17 protein-coding genes and 1 tRNA gene are annotated in these 18,407 nt (G+C 38.6%); 8 read left to right on the plus strand and 10 right to left on the minus strand.

Going from position 1 to position 18,407, the window contains the following annotated elements; translation table 11 throughout:
* Nucleotides 1-206: 206 nt before the first annotated feature.
* From HT693_RS00200 to HT693_RS00230, 7 genes are all read right to left on the minus strand, one after another.
* Nucleotides 207-719, minus strand: a complete 513-nt coding sequence (locus tag HT693_RS00200) for an adenine phosphoribosyltransferase (RefSeq protein ID WP_023933925.1) — start codon at nucleotides 717-719, stop codon at nucleotides 207-209.
* Between the two features lie 271 nt (nucleotides 720-990).
* The gene (gene ugpC, locus HT693_RS00205) at nucleotides 991-2,121 is read right to left on the minus strand and encodes a sn-glycerol-3-phosphate ABC transporter ATP-binding protein UgpC (protein WP_000229957.1); all 1,131 of its coding nucleotides are present in this window, start codon (nucleotides 2,119-2,121) and stop codon (nucleotides 991-993) included.
* A 282-nt stretch (nucleotides 2,122-2,403) separates the two neighbouring features.
* Nucleotides 2,404-2,489: transfer RNA gene (locus HT693_RS00210), tRNA-Leu, on the minus strand.
* A 90-nt stretch (nucleotides 2,490-2,579) separates the two neighbouring features.
* Nucleotides 2,580-3,155 (minus strand): isochorismatase family cysteine hydrolase, encoded by a 576-nt coding sequence (locus tag HT693_RS00215; RefSeq protein ID WP_023940283.1) that lies wholly within the window; start codon nucleotides 3,153-3,155, stop codon nucleotides 2,580-2,582.
* Nucleotides 3,155-3,943 carry a GTP-sensing pleiotropic transcriptional regulator CodY gene (gene codY / locus HT693_RS00220; RefSeq protein WP_138704987.1) on the minus strand — a complete coding sequence of 263 codons (789 nt, stop codon included), beginning with the start codon at nucleotides 3,941-3,943 and terminating at the stop codon, nucleotides 3,155-3,157. The genes HT693_RS00215 and codY overlap by 1 nt, the downstream gene beginning before the upstream one ends.
* Before the next feature lie 359 nt (nucleotides 3,944-4,302).
* The gene (locus HT693_RS00225; RefSeq protein ID WP_138704988.1) at nucleotides 4,303-5,838 is read right to left on the minus strand and encodes a DEAD/DEAH box helicase; all 1,536 of its coding nucleotides are present in this window, start codon (nucleotides 5,836-5,838) and stop codon (nucleotides 4,303-4,305) included.
* A gap of 212 nt (nucleotides 5,839-6,050) precedes the next feature.
* Entirely contained in the window at nucleotides 6,051-7,262 is a 1,212-nt protein-coding gene (locus HT693_RS00230; protein ID WP_054392598.1) for an OFA family MFS transporter, read from the minus strand.
* 193 nt (nucleotides 7,263-7,455) lie between these two features.
* Here HT693_RS00230 and HT693_RS00235 point away from each other — a divergent pair, with 193 nt between their 5' ends.
* From HT693_RS00235 to HT693_RS00250, 4 genes are all read left to right on the plus strand, one after another.
* Nucleotides 7,456-8,772 (plus strand): FAD-containing oxidoreductase, encoded by a 1,317-nt coding sequence (locus tag HT693_RS00235; RefSeq protein WP_138704989.1) that lies wholly within the window; start codon nucleotides 7,456-7,458, stop codon nucleotides 8,770-8,772.
* Nucleotides 8,773-8,976: 204 nt separating this feature from the next.
* The gene (gene murT / locus HT693_RS00240; protein ID WP_172924639.1) at nucleotides 8,977-10,320 is read left to right on the plus strand and encodes a lipid II isoglutaminyl synthase subunit MurT; all 1,344 of its coding nucleotides are present in this window, start codon (nucleotides 8,977-8,979) and stop codon (nucleotides 10,318-10,320) included.
* Complete coding sequence (gatD, locus tag HT693_RS00245) at nucleotides 10,320-11,102, plus strand: lipid II isoglutaminyl synthase subunit GatD (RefSeq protein ID WP_000263200.1); 783 nt, start codon at nucleotides 10,320-10,322, stop codon at nucleotides 11,100-11,102. Before murT ends, gatD begins: the two co-directional genes overlap by 1 nt.
* A gap of 126 nt (nucleotides 11,103-11,228) precedes the next feature.
* Nucleotides 11,229-12,311, plus strand: coding sequence for a Xaa-Pro peptidase family protein (locus HT693_RS00250; protein WP_000040911.1), 1,083 nt, complete (start codon nucleotides 11,229-11,231; stop codon nucleotides 12,309-12,311).
* 18 nt (nucleotides 12,312-12,329) lie between these two features.
* Here HT693_RS00250 and HT693_RS00255 read toward each other — a convergent pair whose 3' ends face one another.
* Together HT693_RS00255 and HT693_RS00260 are read right to left on the minus strand one after the other, a co-directional pair.
* On the minus strand, nucleotides 12,330-13,598 hold the full coding sequence (locus tag HT693_RS00255; RefSeq protein WP_000961370.1) for a GHKL domain-containing protein: 1,269 nt from the start codon (nucleotides 13,596-13,598) through the stop codon (nucleotides 12,330-12,332).
* The gene (locus tag HT693_RS00260) at nucleotides 13,598-14,305 is read right to left on the minus strand and encodes a LytTR family DNA-binding domain-containing protein (RefSeq protein WP_050242000.1); all 708 of its coding nucleotides are present in this window, start codon (nucleotides 14,303-14,305) and stop codon (nucleotides 13,598-13,600) included. Before HT693_RS00260 ends, HT693_RS00255 begins: the two co-directional genes overlap by 1 nt.
* Before the next feature lie 440 nt (nucleotides 14,306-14,745).
* Here HT693_RS00260 and HT693_RS00265 point away from each other — a divergent pair, with 440 nt between their 5' ends.
* Genes HT693_RS00265 through HT693_RS00280 form a run of 4 tightly spaced genes read left to right on the plus strand, consistent with a single transcriptional unit; the run spans nucleotide 14,746 to nucleotide 18,033 of the window.
* Nucleotides 14,746-15,879, plus strand: coding sequence for a ThiF family adenylyltransferase (locus HT693_RS00265; protein WP_023936973.1), 1,134 nt, complete (start codon nucleotides 14,746-14,748; stop codon nucleotides 15,877-15,879).
* A complete protein-coding gene (locus HT693_RS00270; RefSeq protein ID WP_000205301.1) occupies nucleotides 15,876-16,787 on the plus strand; it encodes an ABC transporter ATP-binding protein in 912 nt (303 codons plus the stop codon). The genes HT693_RS00265 and HT693_RS00270 overlap by 4 nt, the downstream gene beginning before the upstream one ends.
* Nucleotide 16,788: 1 nt before the next feature.
* Nucleotides 16,789-17,511: an ABC transporter permease gene (locus tag HT693_RS00275; protein WP_000191422.1), complete on the plus strand. Its 723-nt coding sequence runs from the start codon at nucleotides 16,789-16,791 to the stop codon at nucleotides 17,509-17,511.
* Between the two features lie 48 nt (nucleotides 17,512-17,559).
* Entirely contained in the window at nucleotides 17,560-18,033 is a 474-nt protein-coding gene (locus HT693_RS00280) for a GNAT family N-acetyltransferase (protein WP_138704991.1), read from the plus strand.
* A gap of 152 nt (nucleotides 18,034-18,185) precedes the next feature.
* Here HT693_RS00280 and HT693_RS00285 read toward each other — a convergent pair.
* On the minus strand, nucleotides 18,186-18,407 hold a 222-nt coding region (locus HT693_RS00285; RefSeq protein WP_172924641.1), incomplete at its 5' end, for a transposase.

Raw genomic sequence — 18,407 nt, forward strand, 5'->3', positions numbered from 1 at the left:
TATCTGCAACCTCAAAGCTGTACTTTGAGCAGCTTACGGCTAGTTTACTCTTTGATTTTCATTGAGTATGAAACTAAATTTCAAACACATAGTCCTTTTATTATACTGCAAGAAGATATAGTTTTCAATTATAGTTTTTCTCTAACTAGCTATAGTCTATTTTTATATCCTAATGTAGAGAAAACAGCCCCAGGGACTGTTTTTCATTAATAATGCATAAGAACCTTGTAATCGTAGTCCCCGATTTTTTCACGGCCGTTCAATTCATCCAATTCAACAAGGAAGGCACAACCTGCTACAATACCACCAAGTTTTTCAATCATCTCGATAGTTGCCTTAACAGTTCCACCTGTTGCCAAGAGGTCATCTACAATAAGAACGCGTTGACCTGGTTTGATTGCATCCGCATGCATAGTCAAGGTATCAACACCGTACTCTTTTTCATAGTCAGCAGAAATGACTTCACGTGGCAATTTACCTGGTTTACGAACAGGTGCAAAACCAATTCCCAACTCAAAGGCAACTGGACAGCCCACAATAAATCCACGAGCCTCAGGCCCTACAACCATGTCAATTTTCTTGTCAGTAGCATACTGAACAATTTCACGAACAGCGTAGCTATAAGCATTTCCATCAGCCATCAAAGGACTAATATCACGGAAGGTGATACCTTCTTTTGGATAATTTTCAATTGTTGCAATGTAATCTTTTAAATTCATCTTTTTCTTTCTTTCAAAGTTTTTACTCTCTATTATAGCATATTTTCCAGTAAAGAAGAAAGGGAAAACAATATTTCATTTGCTAGTCACCCTATAAGTCAAATAAGACGACCATTTTTATTCAAGGCACGTCACAAGATAGATACATAATATGACTTCCCTAGCAAAAAGGAGAGAAGCATTTTGTTTCTCTCCCTAGACTAACTGATATCTCTCCACTACAATCGATAAAGAGATATCTTTTCTTGTACTGCTTTGAATTTTATTTATTTTAATAGACTGTTTTTTCAGTTTCTACATCGAAGAAGTGTGCTTTGTTCAAGTCAAATCCAAGTTCAACTGTTGCACCTGTTTGCAAGTAATCACGAGCATCAACTTTAGCAACAAATTCGTCTTTACCAACTTGGCAGTATAGGTGAGATTCTGAACCAAGCAGTTCTGATACAGAGATAGTCGCTTTTACAACACAGTCTGGGAATGTTTCAAGGAAAGCAGGTTCTGCATTCACATCTTCTGGACGGATACCGAAAATCAACTCTTTACCTTCGTAGCCTTTTTCGCGAAGAACTTTCAATGCTCCTTCTGGAACTTTCAAACGGAAACCATCAGAAATAATTTCGCTACCAACTAATTTCACATTGATGAAGTTCATTGCTGGGCTTCCGATGAATCCTGCAACGAATTTGTTAACTGGGTTTTTGTAAACTTCTTGAGGAGTACCGATTTGCTCAACACGTCCGATAGTACCTGTACCAGCAGGGTTCTTAGTTGCTGACATGATAACGATACGGTCTGCAAGTGTCATCGCTTCTGTTTGGTCGTGAGTTACGTAGATAGTTGTAGCTCCGATACGACGGTGGATTTTCGCAATTTCAGCACGCATTGATACACGAAGTTTTGCATCCAAGTTTGACAAAGGTTCGTCCATCAAGAATACTTTTGCATCACGGACGATGGCACGACCCATGGCAACACGTTGACGTTGACCACCTGAAAGGTCAGCTGGTTTACGTTCCAAGAATTCTTTCAATCCAAGGATTTCAGCTGCTTCTTGCACACGTTTGTCGATGTCTTCTTTGCTGTATTTACGCAATTTCAAACCGAAAGCCATGTTATCGTATACAGTCATGTGTGGGTAAAGAGCGTAGTTTTGGAATACCATGGCGATGTCACGGTCTTTTGGAGCTACGTCGTTGACAACCACGCCATCGATAGATGCAGTACCTTCTGTGATGTCTTCAAGACCAGCAATCATACGAAGGGTTGTTGATTTACCACATCCTGAAGGACCTACGAAAACGATAAATTCTTTATCTTTGATATTCAAGTTGAAATCTTCAACTGAATAGTGTTCGCTGTTTGGATATTTTTTGTAAATATTTTTAAGATTCAATTCTACCATGAGGTGAACTCCTTTTGTCTTTTGATAATTATATTATAGATGAAAACGCTTTACATTTCTATGGCAAGATGACCAAAAAAAACAAAAAAGTTCTGTGCAACTTGCACAGAACTTTAGAGAATATCGGAGAATTTTAAGAAGATAATCTTTATTATTCTTCTATACAAAAGCAGAAACAAGGATCAGCTTTCCCATATTTTCGCTGATTCTCCACTACATTTGACTGGATTCTAATTTTTTAGAGAAATACAAAAGAGCTCGCCTAAGCTAACTCTTATCCTATGCGGAGAGAGGGACTTGAACCCTCACGACCTAAAGCGGTCACAGGATCCTTAGTCCTGCGCGTCTGCCAATTCCGCCATCCCCGCGTCGATTACTTTACTAGTATATCAACTTTTGGGATGCTTGTCAACACTTTTTTTCAATTTTTTTCATTTCATCAACCAAATTACTCTAAATTACTCTAAAATTTCATTTAGATTTTCATCTACTAACTTAGCTCCAAGTGTATTTTTGAAATGGCCTAGGGCAAATTGATGATTTTCAGGCCAGATAGAAGCAACAGCTGGTTGAACAATCTCGATGTCATATCCTAGATTATAGGCATCGATAGCTGTATGCAGGACACAGATATCCGTCAAGACACCTGTTAAGATAACGGTAGACACTCTACGCTCTCTCAAACGAATATCTAGGTCAGTCCCTGAAAAAGCTGAGTAATGGCGTTTATCCATCCAAAAGACACGACTGTCTGAACCACGCTCTTGATAAAAGATCCCCAAATCTCCGTATAAATTGCGTCCACTAGTCCCAATCAGATTATGAGGAGGGAATAGTTTACTTTCTGGATGGAAACAATCATTTTCCTCGTGCGCATCAATGGTAAAAAAGACGTAGTCTCCACGTTCAAAAGCTAGTCTAGTCACCTTGCTAATGGCATCCGAAATAGCCTGGGCTGGAGCCCCTGCTGTCAATTTACCACTATCAGCAACAAAATCTTCCGTATAGTCAATCGAAATCAAAGCCTTAGTCATTAGTAATCTCTTTTCTTAACTTCTTCAAAAATATCTGAAATCAAGACCTTAAGATAGGTTCCCTTCATTCCAAGCGAGCGACTTTCAATAATCCCAGCGGACTCAAGTTTACGAAGGGCATTGACAATCACAGAGCGGGTAATTCCGATACGATCTGCAATTACAGACGCAGTTAACTGCCCTTCATTTCCATTTAATTCCCCTAAAATTGCTGAAACAGCACGGAGTTCGGAGTAAGAAAGGGTATTAACCGCCATGCTAACAGCAGTACGGCGACGGATATTTTTCTCATCTTCTTCACGCTGGAAGTTAAGAAGCTGAATCCCAACAACGGTACTGGCAATCTCAACAAGAATCAAGTCCTCGTCTTCGAATTTTTTATCATTGCGCCAAATAATCAGAGAACCAAGGCGAATCCCCGATACATGAATCGGTGCAATAGTCGTCAAACCATCTGGAAAGTCGTTCCGACTTTCCACAGGAAAAATACTTAAATCATGATCAACTGTCAGATTGGCTTCTGTATCGTAAATCATGTTCGCACCTTGAATGTAGTCATCCGGGAAAATTTTAGTTTGAAAGAATTGCTCTACACGATCTGTATTGGTTTTGTAACGCATAAAATAGCCAAGGAGACGTCCCTTGCTATTAACGATACAGGCGTTACAGTCAATAATATCTGCCAATTGACGGGTAATCGCATTGTAGGGAAGCTCTTCCTGCAACTGCTCGTCTGAGCGCTTCAGGATAGAAGTAATTTTTCTAGTTTTTTCTAATAAATGTGCCATTTTTCACCTCGAATTTAATCGCTATCATTATAACATAAACAGCTTGAATTTTCAATTATTATCTGAAAATTGCTTATTTAATTGCAATTTTTAAAAACCAGAATATTTTTAATTAAGTTGTTCCTTTTCTATTGACAATTTGCCTATTTTTTGTATATTATGACGTTATAAAATATAATATAATGATTTTATTTATACTCTTCGAAAATCTCTTCAAACCGCATCAACGTCGCCTTGCCGTACTCAAGTACAGCCTGCGGCTAGTTTCCTAGTTTGCTCTTTGATTTTTATTGAGTATTATCTTTTCACATTCGGTCTCCTTATATAAAAAAAAGCGATTCATTTTGAACCGCTTTTTCTTATTTATCGCCCTTGTTACGAATCACAAAGCCTGTTTGCTTTTCGCTTGAAGTAGTGCGTGGTTTTTTATTATCCTTACGATAACGTTTTTCCTTATCAAAACGATCATTGCCACGGCGATCACGGTCTCGACGGTCATCTCCACGACGGCCTCCACGACCTCCCTTAGCTTTACCACTGAAGCCATTACCTGATGGTTTAAATGGCAGTGGTTTTTCACGTGCAATTTCTACTTCAGGAAGACTATCTGGATCTTGAACAGTCAGACTCAAGATATACATTGCCAATTCTTCTGGAGTAAATTCGGCAGCTAGCTTACGAGCATCCTTACCAAATTTCTCAAAGTTGGCACGGATAGTCTCATCTGCAAAATCACGTTCGATTTTCTTAAGAGCTACGTGTTTTTTAGCTTGAAATGCTTCTTCTGCACTTGCAGGTTTGAGACCTTTCATGCGTTTCTTGGTCAAGTTTTCAATGATTTGCAGGTAACCCATTTCGTTTGGAGCAACAAAAGTAATAGACTGACCTGACTTACCAGCACGACCTGTACGACCGATACGGTGAACATAACTTTCAGGATCTTGTGGAATATCGTAGTTGTAGACATGGGTCACACCTGAAATATCCAAACCACGCGCTGCAACGTCTGTCGCAACCAGAACATCAAGATTGCCATTTTTAAAGTCACGAAGGACACGAAGACGTTTGTTTTGGTCCAAATCACCATGAATTCCTTCTGCACGGAAGCCACGGATTTTCAAACCACGAGTCAATTCATCTACACGGCGTTTTGTACGACCAAATACGATAGCAAGCTCAGGTTGCTCCACATCCATGAGACGAGTCATGGTGTCAAATTTTTCTTGTTCTTTAACTCGGATATAGTATTGGTCAACCAATTCTGTTGTCAATTCCTTAGCAGCAATCTTGACATGCTCAGGTTCTTTCATAAACTGAACACCGATACGTTTGATAGCATCTGGCATAGTTGCTGAGAAGAGTAGAGTTTGACGGTTTTCAGGGACACGGGAGATGATAGCTTCAATGTCTTCAAGGAAGCCCATGTTGAGCATTTCATCCGCTTCGTCAAGGATAAGAGTTTCAATATCTTGTAATTTCAAGGCCTTGCGTTTAATCAAGTCCAAAAGGCGACCTGGAGTTCCCACCACGATATGGGCACCAGATTTAAGAGCCTTAATTTGTTTTTCGATGCTTGATCCACCATATACTGAGCGAACCTTGACTCCCTTACTACGACCAAAGCGGAAGAGTTCCTCTTGACTTTGGACAGCTAGTTCACGAGTTGGAGCGATGACCAAGGCTTGGATAGTCCCTTCTTCTGTACGGATTTTTTCAAGGGTAGGCAAGCCAAAGGCTGCAGTTTTTCCTGTACCAGTCTGAGCTTGACCGATAACGTCCTTGCCTTCAAGGGCCAAGGGAATGGTTTGTTCTTGGATCGGACTGGCTTCTACAAAACCAGCTTTTTCAATCTCTGCTAGCAAATCAGCAGACAAGTTTAATTCATTAAATTTCACGTTATTCTTCTTTCTAAAGGTGGTGCGAAGCCACCCTATAGGGCTTAGTTTATACTTTTCTTTTTATGACGTATTTTCATATACTGGATACAAAATCGTGTTGCTTCTTTTCCACAAAAGAAAAGTACTGTTTTCTTTGCAACCTATCTAGTATAACACAAGAGAGAAGCAAAAGATAGCCCCATTTCTACAGAAAATCATGTAAGCGGTTTTTAGCTTTCCTTTTTGATGGAACGACCTAGATAATAAGACAAAGCCAAGGCGATACTATATAAAATGATAAAAACGAACAAGGTTTGTGTGTAAGAATGAGCCATTTTATAAGTCTCTGCTAATAAAATAGGTCCTGCTAAACCAGCCATTGCCCAAGCTGTTAAAATATAACCATGCAGAGCAGCCAATTCCTTGGTTCCAAAAATATCACTGAGATAAGCTGGAATCAAAGAAAAACCAGCTCCATAGCAAGTCATCAAAATAGACATAGCGACTACAAATAAAACGGAATCTGTAAAGAGCCAAAGTGAGAGAGAAAAGAAAAGATTGACAAGCAGTAATATACTAAAGGTTAGAGGGCGACCGATATAGTCAGACAAACTCGCCCAAAGCAAGCGACCAAATCCATTGAAAATCCCTAAAACGCCCACCATTACTGCTGCATGACTTGTAGACAAGCCAGCCATTTCCTGTGCCATTGGCGATGCCGCTGAAATTAAGCCTAAACCACAAGCTATGTTGATAAAGAAAATAATCCAAAGTATATAAAACCGATTGCTTTTCAGAGCCTGATTTGCAGCCATTCCTTGCGTCAAAGAGGCTATTTTTTCTTTCCCTGAAGCAGATAAAATTGCAAGCTCTTGCTCATTTGGACGCTTAATGAATTGTGAAGCTAGGAGCATGATAATAAAGTAACTTGCACCTAAAATATAAAAAGTTTCTACAAGCCCTACCCCCGCGATGAGATGTTGCGCTATAGGACTAGTCAATAAAGAAGCAAAACCAAACCCCATAATCGCTAAACCTGTTGCGAGACCACGTTTATCAGGAAACCATTTTATAATTGTTGACACAGGGGTAATATAGCCTGCTCCCAAACCAAGCCCACCTAAAATGCCATAAGCGAGATACAGCAACCACAGCTCCTGACGGTCTATTGCAAATCCTGTTAAGATATTTCCACCTGCGTATAGAAAAGCAGATAGACTCCCCATGACTCTCGGACCAAATTTTTCTACCAAACGCCCCATAAATGCAGCCGATAAGCCCAAACAAAAGATTGCTAGACTAAAGGCAAAGGCAACAGAAGCCTGATCCCATCCCGTTTTTTCAATAATAGGGTTGCGATAAACACTCCAAGCATAAGTAGAACCCAGCATTAAGTGTAAAATGACCCCAGCAAAGGCAATAATATAACGATTCGATTTCATAAAACCTCCTATTTTCGAACATTTATTCTATCTTATATAAAAATAGATAGGATTTTAGTTTATCAAGCTTGTCAAAAAATTACTAGTTTTTTGTCTGGAAAGCGTTTTTATCTTTTTCTGTCTTTTCCGTAGCAGAATTGTGCAAAAGTTTTTTTCTTGTGCTAGAATGAAATGCGAATAGGAGGAACTCTAAATGTTAACTTATGATTTAATCGTTATCGGATTTGGTAAAGCTGGTAAAACACTAGCTGGTAAATTGGCTTCAGCTGGCAAAAAAGTTGCCCTCATTGAACGTAGCAAAGCTATGTACGGTGGAACTTGTATTAACATCGGTTGTATCCCAACTAAGACTTTGCTAGTTGCTGCTGAGAAGGACTTATCTTTTGAAGAAGTCATTGCTACTAAAAACACGATCACTGGTCGCCTCAATAGTAAAAACTATGCGACTGTTGCTGGTACAGGCGTGGATATCTTTGATGCGGAAGCTCACTTCCTTTCCAATAAAGTCATCGAAATCCAAGCTGGTGATGAAAAGAAAGAACTGACTGCTGAAACAATCGTCATCAACACTGGTGCTGTTTCAAACGTCTTGCCAATCCCTGGACTTGCTACAAGCAAAAACGTCTTTGACTCAACAGGTATCCAAAACTTGGACAAATTGCCTGAGAAACTTGGAGTCCTTGGTGGTGGAAATATCGGTCTTGAATTTGCTGGTCTTTACAACAAACTTGGAAGCAAGGTTACAGTCCTAGATGCCTTGGATATTTTCCTACCTCGTGCAGAACCTTCCATCGCAGCTCTTGCTAAACAATACATGGAAGAAGATGGCATTGAATTGCTTCAAAATATCCATACTACTGAAATCAAAAACGACGGTGACCAAGTGCTTGTCGTAACTGAAAACGAAACTTACCGTTTCGATGCCCTTCTCTACGCAACTGGACGCAAACCAAATGTAGAACCACTTCAACTTGAAAATACAGATATTGAACTAACTGAACGTGGCGCTATTAAAGTAGACAAACACTGTCAAACAAACGTTCCTGGTGTCTTTGCAGTTGGAGATGTCAACGGTGGCCTTCAATTTACTTACATTTCACTTGATGACTTCCGTGTTGTTTACAGCTACCTTGCTGGAGATGGCAGCTACACACTTGAAGACCGTCTCAATGTGCCAAATACTATGTTCATCACACCTGCACTTTCACAAGTTGGTTTGACTGAAAGCCAAGCGGCTGATTTGAAACTTCCATACGCAGTGAAAGAAATCCCTGTTGCAGCAATGCCTCGTGGTCACGTAAACGGAGACCTTCGCGGAGCTTTCAAAGCTGTGGTTAATACTGAAACAAAAGAAATTCTTGGAGCAAGCATCTTCTCAGAAGGTTCTCAAGAAATCATCAACATCATCACTGTTGCTATGGACAACAAGATTCCTTACACTTACTTCACAAAACAAATCTTCACTCACCCAACTTTGGCTGAGAACTTGAATGACTTGTTTGCGATTTAAGTTGAGATCACATCTTAACTGACAGCCCTCTGAGGGCTGTTTTCATTTCTGCGAAATCTCATACTCTTCGAAAATCAAATTCAAACCACGTCAGCTTCACCTTGCCGTACTCAAGTACAGCCTGCGGCTAGCTTCCTAGTTTGCTCTTTGATTTTCATTGAGTATCAAATCTGTCTTTTCCCTCTTTTGTGATATAATAGAAACATGAACTTAAAAACTACTTTGGGCCTTCTTGCTGGGTGTTCTTCCCACTTCGTTTTAAGCCGTCTTGGACGTGGAAGTACGCTCCCAGGGAAAGTCGCCCTTCAATTTGATAAAGATATTTTACAAAACCTAGCTAAGAACTACGAGATTGTCGTGGTCACTGGAACAAATGGAAAAACCCTGACAACTGCCCTCACTGTCGGCATTTTAAAAGAGGTTTATGGTCAAGTTCTAACCAACCCAAGCGGTGCCAACATGATTACAGGAATTGCAACAACCTTCCTAACAGCCAAATCTTCAAAAACTGGGAAAAATATTGCCGTCCTAGAAATCGACGAGGCCAGTCTATCTCGTATCTGTGACTACATCCAGCCAAGCCTTTTTGTTATCACGAATATCTTCCGTGACCAGATGGACCGCTATGGCGAGATTTACACGACTTATAAGATGATTTTGGATGCCATTCGAAAAGTTCCAACCGCTACTGTACTTCTCAATGGAGATAGTCCACTTTTCTACAAACCGGATATTCCAAATCCTGTGCAGTATTTTGGGTTTGACTTAGAAAAAGGACCCGCTCGAGAAGCTCACTACAATACCGAAGGAATCCTCTGCCCTGACTGCCAAGGAATCCTCAAATATGAGCATAATACCTATGCAAACTTGGGTGCCTATATCTGTGAAGGTTGTAGATGTAAACGTCCTGATTTAGACTATCGCTTGACAGAATTGGTTGAGTTGACCAACAATCGCTCTCGCTTTGTCATTGACGGACAAGAATATGGTATCCAAATCGGTGGTCTCTACAATATCTACAACGCCCTAGCTGCGGTTGCCATCGCCCGTTTCCTTGGTGCAGATTCCCAACTAATCAAGCAAGGATTTGATAAGAGCCGTGCTGTCTTTGGACGCCAAGAAACCTTCCATATCGGTGACAAGGAATGTACCCTTGTCTTGATTAAAAATCCAGTCGGTGCAACTCAAGCTATCGAGATGATTAAACTAGCACCTTATCCATTTAGCCTATCTGTCCTCCTCAATGCCAACTATGCAGATGGAATTGACACTAGCTGGATCTGGGATGCAGACTTTGAGCAAATCACTGACATGGACATTCCTGAAATCAACGCTGGCGGTGTTCGCCATTCTGAAATTGCTCGTCGTCTCCGAGTGACAGGCTATCCAGCTGATAAAATCACTGAAACAAGTAGTCTGGAACAAGTTCTTAAGACAATTGAGAACCAAGACTGCAAGCATGCCTATATCCTGGCTACTTATACTGCTATGCTGGAATTTCGTGAACTGCTGGCTAGTCGTCAGATTGTTAGAAAGGAGATGAACTAATGGTTTATACTTCACTTTCCTCAAAAGATGGCAATTACCCCTATCAGCTCAACATTGCCCACCTCTACGGAAATCTCATGAATACCTACGGGGACAATGGAAACATCCTCATGCTCAAGTATGTTGCTGAAAAACTGGGAGCCCATGTGACCGTTGACATCGTTTCTCTCCATGATGATTTTGATGAAAATCACTACAACATCGCCTTTTTCGGAGGCGGTCAAGACTTTGAACAAAGTATCATTGCAGACGACCTACCTGCTAAAAAAGAGAGCATTGACAACTACATCAAAAACGACGGTGTGGTTCTCGCTATCTGCGGTGGTTTTCAACTATTGGGTCAATATTATGTTGAAGCTTCAGGCAAACGCATCGAAGGACTAGGGGTCATGGGCCACTACACTCTCAACCAGACCAATAACCGTTTTATCGGGGACATCAAGATTCACAATGAAGATTTCAATGAAACCTACTATGGATTTGAAAATCACCAGGGACGTACCTTCCTCTCTGATGACCAAAAACCACTGGGACAGGTTGTCTATGGAAATGGAAACAACGAAGAAAAGGTCGGCGAAGGGGTTCATTATAAGAATGTCTTTGGTTCCTACTTCCACGGGCCTATCCTCTCTCGTAATGCCAATCTGGCTTATCGCCTAGTCACTACAGCCCTCAAGAAGAAATATGGTCAGGACATCCAACTCCCTGCCTATGAAGATATTCTCAGCCAAGAAATCGCTGAAGAATACAGTGATGTCAAAAGCAAGGCTGACTTTTCTTAAACAAAGTGAAACTATATCAAAGAACTCCGTTATCTTGTCGGAGTTTTTTTGTCTTTTCTTTTACCCTTCTCCCTTGCATTTTCTCTCTTTTTTTGCCAAAATAGAGGGGTAGAAAGAAGGTAGCATATGTCTAAATTACAACAAATCCTAACATATCTTGAATCAGAAAAACTAGACGTCGCTGTCGTATCTGACCCCGTCACAATCAATTACCTCACTGGTTTTTACAGTGATCCCCATGAACGCCAAATGTTCCTCTTTGTCCTAGCGGATCAGGAACCTCTCCTCTTTGTCCCAGCTCTTGAAGTAGAACGTGCAAGTAGCACCGTTTCCTTCCCAGTAGTGGGCTATGTCGATTCTGAAAATCCATGGCAAAAAATCAAACATGCTCTTCCACAACTTGACTTCAAACGTGTCGCTGTTGAGTTTGACAATCTCATCTTGACCAAATACCATGGTTTGAAAACAGTTTTTGAAACTGCTGAGTTTGAAAACCTCACTCCTCGTATCCAACGCATGCGCCTCATCAAATCAGCTGACGAAGTACAAAAAATGATGGTTGCAGGTCTTTATGCTGACAAGGCTGTTCATGTTGGTTTTGACAATATTTCTCTTGACAAGACTGAGACAGATATCATCGCACAAATTGACTTTGCCATGAAACGTGAAGGTTACGAAATGAGCTTTGATACCATGGTCTTGACTGGTGATAATGCTGCGAATCCACACGGCATTCCAGCAGCTAATAAGGTTGAAAATGATGCTCTTCTCCTCTTTGACCTTGGTGTTCTGGTCAATGGCTATGCGTCAGATATGACTCGTACAGTCGCTGTCGGCAAACCAGACCAATTCAAGAAAGATATTTACAACTTGACTCTTGAAGCCCAACAAGCTGCTCTTGACTTTATCAAGCCAGGTGTGACTGCTCATGAAGTGGACCGCGCTGCCCGTGAGGTCATCGAAAAAGCTGGTTATGGTGAGTACTTCAACCACCGTCTCGGGCATGGTATCGGTATGGATGTCCATGAATTCCCATCTATCATGGAAGGAAACGACATGGTCATCGAAGAAGGCATGTGCTTCTCTGTTGAACCAGGTATCTATATCCCTGGTAAAGTCGGTGTTCGTATTGAAGACTGCGGTGTTGTTACCAAGGATGGCTTTGACCTCTTTACAAGTACCAGCAAAGACTTGCTTTATTTTGATTAAGATAGCAACAAACCCTAGTTAGACAAGAAGAATCACTTCTGTTTTATGACGTCCATTCTGAATGAAATTCTTCATTGTTCCCCTATGATTGGTTACAAGTCTCTCAATATTTTTAAGCCCCCATCCCTCTGTCTGACGTTCCTTTCGTATTACCAATTCATTCTCATCAAATGAATTCTCGATAGCAATAAAGAGTTTCTTCTGAAAATATCGTATTCCTAAGATCAAGACCCTATCTTCTTTATTACTCAAGCGCATACAGGCTTCAAGACTATTGTCCAACAAATTACCAAGTAAAACCGCTAAAATATCTGGATTGATTTCTAATCGTTGAGGTACAAAACAATCAATTTCCAATTGTATGTCCTCTACCTTATCCTGTAATTTTTGATTGAGTAAAAAGTTAATTGTTGTATTCTTGGAGTAACAGACAGTTTGGTTCTCTATACTATTTGTCATGCTTTGGAGATAAGACTTCGCTTGTTCAGGATCTTCTTTTAAAAGTGCAAGGAGGATTAAATGTTGATTTTTCAAATCGTGTTGAATCCTTTGAATCCTCCTATAATCTTTTTTAGATTGTTTCATTTCTCTCAGTTGAAAGGTCATCTGTTCCGTCTCTAGTATGCTTTGATAATACCTCTGTTGTTGCTGAGAAAGATATAGGGTGAAATAGAGAGAAGAGAACGTTAACACAATGAGGGCTAATACAGAAACAAAAGAAAGATAATCCTTCTCAAACACTTGCCCTTGAATCGCTGATACTGTAAAAGCAAAACAAATGGACAAAAATGGTACAATAAACTGGTATAACCAAGTCCCTTTAGAAACAGTATAAACTAACTTTTGATGTGCACGAAAAAGTTGTCGAAGAACCAGGGTCACTAGCAATGATAAAAGAAAAGCTACAGCGAGATAAAAAAGCATGGCTATTAGATTTTCTGAAATGACTGATAAAGGGGAAAATAGTTGCACTGCTTGATTGAGTATAGTACCAGCTAGTAAAGTTAGACTCATCTGACAAAAAATCCAAAACGAAGATTCTTGAACAGCATATCCAAAATAAAGACCTAAAAAATAATACTCTGCGATACTGAGAATAAGATTCCCTACTAAGAAAAGATTAGCTCCTGAAAATAATATCGTCAACAAGGCATGGAAAAATAAAAGGAGAGAAGTAAAGATACAAATTCTCCTAGACTTTTCTTTTTGGGACAGAGGTCTATAAAAGAAAATAATTCCCAAAAATAAATCAAACAGAATACTCACAATCCGCAAACTGACTAACATTAAAAATTCCTCTCACTCAGATAATAATAATACTTTTCTCTAAAAGACGTTTGAAATTTTCGGCTAATTGGAAGGTGATTTTCATCCATTCCATTTAAAATTGTGACTATTTGCGAATCAAACTCTGTCACATATCTAGGATTGATAATATAGGAAGAATGAATTTGAATAAAGTAATCAGGTAATTTCTCTAAAATATCTTTCGTTTTAAGCAAAGCTTTGTAAGTCTGATCTTTAGTGTAAATAAAGACAGCACGCTTATCCTTTTCAAAAAATACAATGTCATCTAAAGGCAGTGAATAATGCTGCTTTCCAAAAGTAAACGTAAATACAGCTTGCCCTAAATTCAAAAAACGTACCACTCTATCCAGAGTTTTATATAATTTTTTAGAAGTCACTGGTTTAAGTAAATAATCAAAAGTCTGCACTTCAAAAACCTGCTCCATATAATCTCGATAACTGGTAACAAAGATAATCGGGATAAAAGGGTTTACCTTACGGATTTTTTGTGCCATATCAATTCCTGTTATCTGTGGCATCTCGATATCCAAAAAAACACAACTGTACTTCTCTGTCAATTGTTCTAATAGTTTTTGGGGATTCGTATAAACACTCGTTTCTATTTTGATGTCCTTATAAGATAAGAGTAAGTTTTCTAGCTGACTACCATCCCTATTAGAATCATCACAAATCGCAATTTTTAACATCAAATTCCTCACTACAAGCATGATTTTGCCAATTATAACGTCAAATACGTCAATTATGACATGCTGATAAAAAAATCGTTAATTTATTATACAATATTCTTATCAAATATGAAAGGAGTTACAAAAATGAAAAATATTCAAGTGCGTAAAGTTATTGCTAAAACTGATATTAGCTGGGGTGTTTTCTAAATTTTGGGCACCTCTAAAAACTACCGGTTTTCTATGTTTAGTAACCAGAAAAGGTTGAAAAATTAGCATTTTAAAATTGAGTTTTTAGAGGAGTTCTTTTCTATTTATTCCTACTGTTGGAATTGAGTAGATAGGTTCACCATTTTCTTTCTACTTATTTCCATTTGTAATAGGAACTAGGAGTTGCAAGACGAGGATATATGATTTATAATCACCTCGTCTTCCTTTTTTAATAAAATAGTGAGGTTAAAATGAAATTCTATCATCCAAGAATAAAAGAAATATATCCTGTTTATAAACTTCATAAAAATTTATTTAGGATTGGGCTACAAATTGGTATAACCACAGAAATTAAGGATGATAATAATAAAATGTGGAATTTAGTCAATATTTTGGACGGACGTCCTTTTCAAGATATTCTCAATATCATGCTAACAAAATATGATGATTTAACTGAAGAAGACATCACAGGCGCTCTTGAACTCTTAGATAATGAGGGGGTTCTCGAAGAAGCGGGCGAAATTCAGGATATTAAAGAACGTTATCATTCAAATATATATTATTTCAGTCGCTATTTAAATAGCTTCCAAGATAGTATTGCAACACAGAAAAAAATTCATCAGTCTACTATCCTTTTACTAGGTCTTGGTGGTGGGGGTTCTAACATACTGACATTACTAGCAGGCTTGGGACCTAAAAAGATAAAAATAGTGGATTTTGACATTGTTGAGCAAAGTAATCTAGGAAGACAATTTCTATACAAGGAAGATGATATTGGCTTATCTAAAGTTCAAATTGCCCATAGAGAAGTTACAAAAATGAATTCCGATATTGAAGTAGAAACCCATAATATACGTATCACCTCTGTAAGTGACTTGATTCCTTTACTTGATGATGTTGATATTACGATATGTGTGATTGATGAACCTCAATATGATATTCAACGTATCGTAAATAAAGCAATCGTTACAAAAAATATTCCCTGTATATTTGGCGCCAGTCAAGTTAGTCGTGGTCGTGTCTATTCAGTTATCCCTTACCAAACAGGCTGTTTTGATTGTTTAAATATTTATTATACAAAAATTGACACTCTATTCCTTGAACAATTCCACGGTGTTCGTACGATTACAAAAACAATCCCTACAATAGCCTATGGTCCAGCAATATTTCAACTGACTTCTGCCATTGTTGATGAAACTATCCGATTATTAACTCAATATACGGAACCAATTAGCCTTAACCATCAATACGAAATCAATTATGAAAACGGAGCCTCATTCACACACGATTCTTGGGGACGCTATCTTGATGAATGTCCAACATGCGGCACAGGTAAAGAAGACGATTGGGAAATTTTTTCTAAGTACGGAGAATTAAAGTTATGACAACTGCAAAACTCGTAATTGATAATTTGACTAAATCTTTTGATGGTCAGCACTTAGCCAATAATCATATTTCCTTAGAAATATCACCAGCAAAAATCACGGCTTTTTTGGGACACAATGGAGCTGGAAAATCTACTCTATTGAATCAAATGATTGGTTTTACTAAACCTGACCAAGGAGATATTTTGTATGGTGATATTTCTTTTATATACAATCGTAAACAAGCACGCACCTTAATTAGTTATATGTCTCAACAATATGCCCCACTCGACAAATTAACCGTAGAACAAAATTTAGAAATACTTGGAAAAATGCGAGGATTGAGTTCCCAAGAACTAGAAAAAACAATCAGCCAGCTTCTCACTGATTTAGAAATTGAAGACTATCGTTACAAAAAAGGTAAGGATCTTTCGGGCGGTCTCAAAAGACTAACTTCCTTCGCTATGACACTAATCGGTAGCTCAGACATCATTCTTCTTGACGAACCAACAAATGATGTTGACCCCATTCGTCGTGAAAAGCAATGGCAATTATTGCAAAAGTTAGCTAGCAAGGGGCATACCATTATTATCGTTACTCATAATCTTCTGGAGGTTGAAAAATATGCAGATAATTACGCCCTCTTTAATAATGGTAGATTGCTCAAATCAGGAAAGGTTAAGCAAATCATCCATGACAAACTGTATCAGATAAGCTTTGATTTTAAGACTAAAAGTATATTAGACAAAATAGAAGATTATACAATTATCAATGGTGTTAGTTGTCAATTAGAGATTGAGGAAAGAAGTCTAGCTCCATTGATAGCACAACTGACAGAAGAACTTGGTCAAAAAACAATTTCCAATCTCTCTCTTCATCAAAAAACATTGACTATTTCTGACCTTTATAGAGAGGAGCTAACCAACTAATATGACTCAATTTTTTTACTTACTTCATTGGAACTACTTGCGCCAAAAAGAGCTTTTCATCCTTTTTACACTAGCACAGCTCCTCTTATCCATTTCTCTTCTTTTTGGCTACCCTCTAGTTATTGGCGATATCGATTCGACTACTGCCTACTATCTTTCGTCTGGTTCTGTTTTAATTGGAATTATCTCCATGGGTTGTACAATTTCCTCCCCTGTTATAGCAAATGATAAGTTGGAAGGGCATTTTGATTATATTCGTGCCTTACCCATCCCTAGGATATTCATTTCTCTCGCTGACTTGTGGATGTGGTTAATTGCCATTTTGCCGGGAGTTTTTATTTCTATTCTACTTGGGTATGTCCGTTTTTCTGTTCGTCTCCATCCATCTTTTCTTGGTGTTTTTATTGTGCTTCTGATTTGTCTTACTATGATTAGTCTGGGATTTGCTATAGCCTACACCTTTTCTCCAAATACAGTAACCCTTATGTCGCAGCTAATTCTTATGATTGGACTCATGTTCTCACCACTCATGTATCCTGCAGATCGACTACCTGAGTGGGTAAACCATCTTTACCGTGCCCTCCCTTTCGTCCCTTCCTCAAATCTTCTGCGAGCCAGCCTTTACGACTACGGAAATGTTTCTCTATTGGACATGAGTATTCTCATTCTTTGGATTATGTCAACACAGTTAATTATTTTAAGAACTCTTCATAAAGAAAAATGATTGCTCCTAAAGCTTTTCTTATAGACTAAGCCAATAAAAAGAACCTTCATGACTATTCGAAAAGCTAAACAAGAAGATATTCCTAAATTACTCGATTTATTACAACAAATCCTTACGCTTCACCACCAAGCTCGACCAGATATTTTTAAGCAAACTGGGACTAAATATAGTTCCTCTGAGTTGCAAAATATTCTCTCTCAAGAACATACCCCTATTTTTGTTTTTGAAGATAAGAAGGGACAAGTTCTCGGACACCTATTTTGTACCATAAAAGATAAAACAGATAATCCTGTTCTCCAAGAAATCAAAACCCTTTTTATCAAAGATTTATGTGTAGATCAAAATGCTCGTGGTCAAAAAATTGGTGATCAACTCTATCAATTCGCTCTCAATTATGCTAAAGAAATTGGCTGCCATAATCTAACCCTAAGTGTCTGGAATGATAACGAGGGTGCTCTCCGCTTTTATCAAAGACAAGGGATGAAACCCCAAGAAACAACAATGGAAATGATAATTGATTAAGAAGTAATCTATAAAAAGATGTTAGAAAAAGTTCAATTTCACTAGAAAATGAGGAAAATCTTCCCACAATAAAACGCATAGTATCAAGCTTTTCAAACCTGATACTATGCGTTTTTCTTATTTGAAAGACTTTTGACTCAGCCTCTTTATACTCAATTGTTTTCAAAAAGCAACCTTGTCCATTGTCTGCTGACAGTGGACTTTAAAACGCTTTTTTCCAGTCCTTGAATAACTTCTTGAAGCTTATCAATGACGGCTTCCAATGTTTGGAAAGCCTTGTTTTTAAAACCTCGTTTTCGAATTTCTTTCCAGACTTGTTCAATAGGGTTCATTTCTGGAGTATAAGGTGGGATAAAAGCCAACTCAATATTACT

Source organism: Streptococcus sp. 2154, assembly GCF_013277255.1.
In the GTDB taxonomy this organism is placed as follows: Bacteria; Bacillota; Bacilli; order Lactobacillales; family Streptococcaceae; genus Streptococcus; species Streptococcus pseudopneumoniae.